This is a genomic window from Streptococcus mitis, from assembly GCF_003942965.1.
GTDB classification, from domain to species: domain Bacteria; phylum Bacillota; class Bacilli; order Lactobacillales; family Streptococcaceae; genus Streptococcus; species Streptococcus mitis_BH.
The window spans coordinates 1-7,167 of the sequence record NZ_RJOG01000041.1; the positions used below are offsets into that span (position 1 = coordinate 1).

General features: G+C 33.5%; 5 protein-coding genes and 2 tRNA genes. 2 read left to right on the plus strand and 5 right to left on the minus strand.

Translation table 11 applies throughout. The annotated features are described in order from the left end of the window. On the plus strand, positions 1-1,950 hold a 1,950-nt coding region (locus tag D8837_RS08770), incomplete at its 5' end, for a YfhO family protein (protein ID WP_125456815.1). A gap of 24 nt (positions 1,951-1,974) precedes the next feature. On the opposite strand, the gene D8837_RS08775 is transcribed toward D8837_RS08770, so the two are convergent. Next, positions 1,975-4,617 carry a YhgE/Pip domain-containing protein gene (locus tag D8837_RS08775; protein WP_125456816.1) on the minus strand — a complete coding sequence of 881 codons (2,643 nt, stop codon included), beginning with the start codon at positions 4,615-4,617 and terminating at the stop codon, positions 1,975-1,977. A 127-nt stretch (positions 4,618-4,744) separates the two neighbouring features. Here D8837_RS08775 and D8837_RS08780 point away from each other — a divergent pair, with 127 nt between their 5' ends. Then, on the plus strand, positions 4,745-5,287 hold the full coding sequence (locus D8837_RS08780; RefSeq protein ID WP_004269817.1) for a TetR/AcrR family transcriptional regulator: 543 nt from the start codon (positions 4,745-4,747) through the stop codon (positions 5,285-5,287). 40 nt (positions 5,288-5,327) lie between these two features. Here D8837_RS08780 and D8837_RS08785 read toward each other — a convergent pair. From D8837_RS08785 to comD, 4 genes are all read right to left on the minus strand, one after another. After that, positions 5,328-5,401 (minus strand) — tRNA-Asn (locus D8837_RS08785). Positions 5,402-5,406: 5 nt separating this feature from the next. Continuing rightward, positions 5,407-5,478, minus strand: a tRNA-Glu gene (locus D8837_RS08790). 51 nt (positions 5,479-5,529) lie between these two features. Then, positions 5,530-6,282: a competence system response regulator transcription factor ComE gene (gene comE, locus D8837_RS08795; protein ID WP_125456817.1), complete on the minus strand. Its 753-nt coding sequence runs from the start codon at positions 6,280-6,282 to the stop codon at positions 5,530-5,532. After that, on the minus strand, positions 6,279-7,167 hold an 889-nt coding region (comD, locus tag D8837_RS08800), incomplete at its 5' end, for a competence system sensor histidine kinase ComD (protein ID WP_125456818.1). The genes comD and comE, both read right to left, overlap by 4 nt.

The following is a 7,167-nucleotide window of genomic DNA, read 5'->3' on the forward strand; positions in this document are numbered from 1 at the left end:
GGCTATATGACAGTATTGTTTCTTATTTTCTGGTATCTCTGTCAAATTTCTTGGGACTTTAAAACTCGAAAATCATCTGTTCTTGATTTTGTTGTGACCTCCTTTTTAGCTGGTATGGCTAGTTTGATTCTGACTCTTCCTACTCTGTTTGATTTACATACACATGGGGAAAAGTTGACTGAAGTTACAAAATTTCAAACTGAAAGTAGCTGGTATCTTGATCTCTTTGCTAAGCAATTCATCGGTTCCTTTGACACAACAAAGTATGGGGCCATCCCAATGATTTTTGTTGGACTCCTTCCCTTTATTTTGACCATTTTATTTTTTACTCTGAAATCTATTAAGTTTCACGTGAAACTTATCTATGCAATCTTCTTTACATTTCTAATTGCAAGCTTTTATATTGAAGCTCTTGATTTATTTTGGCAAGGCATACATACTCCAAACATGTTTTTACATCGCTATGCTTGGATTTTCTCTACCTTGTTAATTTACACAGCAGCAGAAATCTTAAATCGTCTGAAAGAAATTAAAATCTGGAATTTTTTAGTTTCGCTTTTTCTTATAGTAACAGGATTTTTAGCTACCATCTATCTAAAATCGCATTATTCTTTTTTAACAGATTTGAATATCCTACTGACTCTTGAATTTTTGGTTGTCTATTCGCTTTTACTCCTTGCAGTTATCAAAAAGTTTATCTCTGTAAATCTATTTGCCATTCTAATCTCTTTATTTATAATGGTTGAAATGAGTTTAAATGCTTCATCTCAAATGGACGGAATTGCTAAAGAATGGGGTTTTGCTTCTCGAAGTGCATATAATCGAGATATCCCAGCTATGAAATCTTTCTCAACATATATTGGAAATCAATTTACTCGTACTGAAAAACTAGAGACTCAAACAGGAAATGACAGTATGAAATTCAACTACAATGGAATATCTCAATTTTCATCTGTTCGAAATCGTTCAGCAAGCTCTACTTTGGATAAACTTGGGTTTAAATCCTCTGGGACTAATCTCAATCTACGCTATGCAAATAATAGTATTTTGGCTGATAGTTTATTTGGTATCCAGTACAATATCTCAGACAGTCCTATTGATAAGTATGGTTTTAAAGATATCTATCAAAAAGATAACCTTACCCTATATGAAAATCAATACTCTCTTCCGATTGCCTTTGCTAGTCAATCTGTTTACAATGATGTCAAGTTCAATGAACACACTTTGGATAATCAGGCCTCGTTTTTAAATCAACTTGCTAACGTCAATTTTGATTATTTTTCTCCAATACCTTATGAAAAAACTGAAAATACTGATGATTTGATTAGTGTTACAAGTTCTTCAAATGAGGATGCAGCAATCCAGTATCAAATTGAGATTCCCGAAAACAGTCAAGTTTATCTTTCTTTCACAAACCTTCACTTTTCTAATGACAAACAAAAAAAGGTTGACATCCTTGTAAATGGAGAAAAGAAAACTTTTACAACTGATAATGCATTCTCCTTCTTTAATCTAAGCTATACAAAAGAGAAAAAGACTTTCAATATCAATGTTAGTTTCCCTGGAAATTCACAAGTATCATTTGAATCTCCTACCTTCTATCGTTTAGATACCAAAACATTCACCGAGACAATTCAAAAAATTAAAGAACAATCTGTCACAGTATCAACTTCTAAAAACAAGGTCTTTGCTACATATGATGTCCAACAAGATACGTCTATTTTCTTCACCATTCCATATGATAAAGGTTGGTCTGCCTACCAAGATGGTAAGAAAATAGAAATTAAACAAGCTCAAACTGGCTTTATGAAAGTTGACGTTCCTAAGGGGAAAGGAACTATTACACTTTCCTTTATTCCCAATGGTTTTATTACTGGAGCAATCTGTTCCTTTACTTCTCTCTTACTATTTGGAATCTATAATCACAGACGAAAGTTATCTAAGGCTTAAAAAATCGACCAGTTGGTCGATTTTTTAATCTTCTTCCATTTTCTTAGGTTGATAGGCTAGCATGCCTAAACCAGTAAATAGGGCTAATATCACTGCAAGGAAAATGACTTGATGATGAATATTTCCTGTCATAGAGATTGTTTGTCGCAATCCCGAAACTGAATAACTCATTGGTAACCAAGGACTAATAGCTCTAAAGAAATCATTTGTCAAGGCAAGTGGATAAGTACCGGCACTTGATGCTAACTGTAATAAAAGCAAAATAAGAGAAAAGAAAGCTCCTATACGGCTATTCCATGTTGTTAAAGCGGTCACCATGGACATAAATACTAAACTTGTTAGGATAATGAGAATAAGTGTTCTCATCTCATGATTTGCAGTTAAACCAATAAGATGAACTCCTCCATATACCAAAATTCCTGCTAAAACAGCTATAATACCATTTATTTCAGCTCGAGATTTCAACCAAGCCCAACGGCTCTCTGGATGACGTCCTGAAGGCAGCTTCGCAAAAATCATATTCGTTGATATTGCTGCAACAAAGAGAGCAACTGATATCATATAAGGAGCCATTGCAATTCCATTTACAGGAACTTGATCATTGTCTGTTTTGGAAAGACTGAGAGGATTTGACAAAATCTCTGCATTTTGAGATTCCGTAAATGCTGATTTGAGTTGTTCACTAGCATTACTTAGTCCTTGTCCTAAAGAAGCAACTCCTGTCTGTAAACCTTCCAATCCAGAAGTTAACTTTGTTCCACCTTCTGATAGTTTCCCAGCTCCATCTGCCAATTTATTAGCTCCACTTTCTAATTGAGAAGCACCTAAAATTAACTGACTGGATTTGTCAGCGAGTTGGCTAGAGCCTGACTGCAATTTATCAACTCCTGCTATCAATTCTTGACTCTTTTGATTCAATTGGTTAGAGCCAGTTGATAATTTTTCAATACCAGACACTAATTCTGGAGTTTTTTCAACTAATTGACCAACTCCTGCTGTCAAGTTAGAAGATTTTTGTGTCAAGGTAGTTGAGCCTGAAACTAATTGGTTCAAACTACCTGTCAAGGTGGAATTCTTTTCACTTAGTTGACTTGCGCCTTGAGAAACTTTATCAACACCTGCAGTATATGCATTTACACCCGATGTAATCGACTGACTAGCAGGAACTAATTTACTCGTCACTGCTCCCTGTATTTCTGTTAATCCACTTGACAATCCTGTCAAAGAAGTAGAAGCAATAGGTAATACTTGATTAGCTTGATTTTTTAATGTCGAAAGATTTGAAGATTGATTTTGTAAGTTTTCTAAACTTCCCTGTAAACCTTGTACTAAAGCTATAATTGACTGAGCCGATTGAATACTATCAGTCGAATTTTGAGATACAGAAGCACTTATTTCAGCTTGTTGCTCACTTGTCAATGATTGATAAGCTACTGTTGATTGAATATTTGCTAATGTAGTCGCTTTATCAGACTGAGCACTTGCTAACATTTGATTAGAAAGAGATACTATACTTGATAAAACAGAATCTAATTGTTTTGTATCTCCAACATCAATATTTTGAATGGCTTGATTTAACTGATTTAGACCAGAAGATAATTGATTAATTTGATCTTTTTGCTCAGACGAAGCATCTAACTTGCTAGAAAGTTGTTGAATTCCTTCACTTAATTGCTCCACACCCATTCGAAGTGTAGCTGATTGATTAGATAACTGATTAGCACCTGTTGCAAGATTTCCCACTCCGTTTGTATAGGCACTAACACCAGATGAAAATTGATTAAGACCAGCATTGAGCTTAGAAACACCGCCAGTATAAGATTCTACACCAGTATATAATTGATTAATTCCCCTCACTAATTCAGGGCTTTTAGAAGATAATTGACCTAACCCACTATCTAATTGACTCACTGCACCAGTATATGTAACTAAACCACTATTAAAATTCCCTAAGCCAAGATGAAGTTGTTCAACACCAGAAACATAAGAGGATAATCCTCTAGTAAACTGTTCCGTTCCATTTGAAAATGTTAAACTTGAATCTGCTAAAGAGTGTAGGTTAGTAGTTAATATTTGACTTCCTGTCACTAACTGATTCGCTCCATCAGTTAATTTTTCACTACCTGAAGCTGCTTGACTCATGCCATCCTTTAAATCGATCATTTTGTTAAATAAAGCTTTGGTATAGGTCTCGGTTACATTGGTAGAAACATTCTGCTTTAATTGTGTCATTGCAGAATCACTCATCTTACTTGCAATAAAGCTATGACCACTTGAAGTCTGATAATCGATTTGCATTTGCTCTGGGTGATCCGTTAGAATAGAAGCTGCTTTTTCAGATAGATCACTTGGTAAAGTTACTACCATATAGTAATCGCCATTTTCTAACCCCTTCTTACCTTCCTCTTCATTTACAAAATGAAAATCCAAGGTTTTATTTTCTTTTAAATTGGACACCATGTCTTTTCCTATAGACATGCTATTACCATTATAGGAAGCCTCTTTATCATTATTGACAACTGCCACAGGTAAGTCAGATAATTTCCCATATGGATCCCACATTGAGGATAAAAATATGATATTGTATAGAGCTGGAATAAGAGAAATTCCTATCATGACAATAATAAAGGTTGGTTTTTTAAAAATTGCTTTCCATTCTTTAAACATAGTTTCTCCTTTTTTAAACACATTGTCTAAAATTTTGATATAATAGATTATACATTAAAAAATCTAAATTACAAGATAAAAAATCCATTTTTAGACACATAGTCTAATTTGTTTACAAGGAGGAAATATGAAAGAAAGTAATAAACGCTTAAAAACAAAACAAACTATTGAAAATGCTATGGTAGAATTACTAATGGAACAACCATTTGATCAAATTTCTACTGTCAGGCTAGCAGAAAAAGCCGGAATTAGCCGTTCCAGCTTCTATACTCACTATAAGGATAAGTATGATATGATTGAGCATTATCAAAGCAAGCTATTTCATACATTTGAATATATTTTTCAAAAACATGCTCATCACAAAAGAGATGCTATTTTAGAAGTATTTGAATATCTAGAGTCAGAACCACTTCTAGCTGCTCTTCTTTCTGAAAACGGTACCAAAGAAATCCAAAATTTCTTACGAAATAAACTTCATATCATGCTCAGTACAGATTTACAGAAGCGATTTATGCAACTAAATCTCAATACAACTGAATTAGAATACAGTAGCATCTATCTAACTCACGCACTTTTTGGTGTCTGCCAAACTTGGATTGCACATGGAAAAAAAGAAAGTCCTCAAGAAATAACAGACTTCCTTATGAAAATGCTTGGTGATACAAATTGATACAAAAAAGGGAACAACACTGTGTTCCCTTTTATCTATACTCCGCCAGTAGGACTCGAACCTACGACATCATGATTAACAGTCATGCGCTACTACCAACTGAGCTATGGCGGATAAAATAGTCCGTACGGGATTCGAACCCGTGTTACCGCCGTGAAAAGGCGGTGTCTTAACCCCTTGACCAACGGACCTTCTATCTGTAGCAGATATAACCATTATATCAATTTCTTACTAATTGTCAATTACTTTTGAGATTTTTTCTCTAAAATATCTTTCAATTTTCTAATTTTTAATCTTGAAATAGGACAACGATGATCTTCATAGAAAACAATTTCTAGGTTTTTTCGATCAATTTCTCTGATATTGCCTATATTTACTAAAAATGACTTGTGAGGAGAATAAAATCGCTGAGTATGTTTGTCCTTTTCCTGAATATCCGTCATTGTACCATAAAATTCTTTTGCAAAATTCTTACCAATAATACGCAATTTATGAGAGACACCTGTCGTTTCAATATACAGAATGTCATGATAAGGAATTTTTAAATCATTTCCCTTGTAATTGTAGTCAAAATAATCTACCACATCTTCATTTTCAAGTAACATACTCTTCGTGTAGAAAATATTTTGCTCAATTCTCTTCTTAAATAACTCATCATTGATATCCTTATCAACAAAATCTAGGGCTGATACCTGNTATTTATAGGTTAGAGTCGCAAACTCTGATCGACTGGTAATAAAAACGATAATAGCATAAGGATTATGATGACGAATAAACTGAGCAACTTCAAACCCTTTTTTCTCAATTCCATGAATATCAATATCTAGAAAATAAAGCTGGTTTACTTCATCATTTTCGATATATTCCTTAAACTCACGAACTTTTCCCGTTGTCTTGTATGATATTGGAATATTCGATTCTTTCGAAATTTCATCCAATATTCTCTCTAGTCTAACTTGATGTTCAATAACATCTTCTAAAATTAAAACTTTCATTCAAATTCCCTCTTAAATCTAATGATTTGTCTAAACGTGCTATCTTCCATTTCTGTTTCTAAAATAATGTTATCATACTTGTCTAAAATTTCTTTAACATTATTAAGTCCTAGGCCTCTATTTCTTCCCTTAGTAGAAAAACCTAAGGTAAATAAATCCTCTGAAGGAGTCATAGTGATTTTACATGAATTCTGGATGACTATAACTGTTTCAACATCCATCTTAATAACTGCTACTTCCATTTGTTTTTTATAGCTATCAGCCGATCCTTCAACAGCATTGTTCAATAAAACACTCATAATACGAACTAAATCTAACAAGTCTATTGGTAATCTAGTGATTATATCTTTTACTTCCAGTGTAAACTCTACACCATTATTTCGAGCATAGACAATTGACTGAGCAACCAAACTTCGTAAAGCTGAATCTTCTATATTGTTTAAATCAAAGTAAGTGTACTTATCTGAACGCAATTTGTGATTTGCTTTGACCAAAACTTCATTGTAAACTCTGTCAATTTCCTGTAAATCACCACTGTCAATTGCCATCTGCATGCTGACAAGCATTCCAGCGTAGTCATGTCGAAACCCACGGATTTCATTATACAAGCCAACAATTTCGTCTGTATAATTCTGTAAATGTTTCTGTTCAAATTTCTTCTGCTTCAAAGCAATCTCTTTCTCCATTTGAACTTTATGAGAATTCATTGCAAAGAAGGTCAAAAGTAAAGAGATAAAGACGATAGATGATAAAATACTTCCAAAACTATTCAAATGTTTAATCGTACTTACCATATCTGAAACGAAAGATAAAATATGTAGCAGTAATAAAGCAAAAAATACTTTTTTCAAGAAAGGGTAAAGGTAATCTTTGTCAAAATAGTTT

Bases quoted from the DNA above. Each gene is read 5' to 3' on its own strand.
- D8837_RS08775 (WP_125456816.1), bottom strand. From the start codon at position 4,617: ATGTTTAAAGAATGGAAAGCAATTTTTAAAAAACCAACCTTTATTATT.
- D8837_RS08780 (WP_004269817.1), top strand. From the start codon at position 4,745: ATGAAAGAAAGTAATAAACGCTTAAAAACAAAACAAACTATTGAAAAT.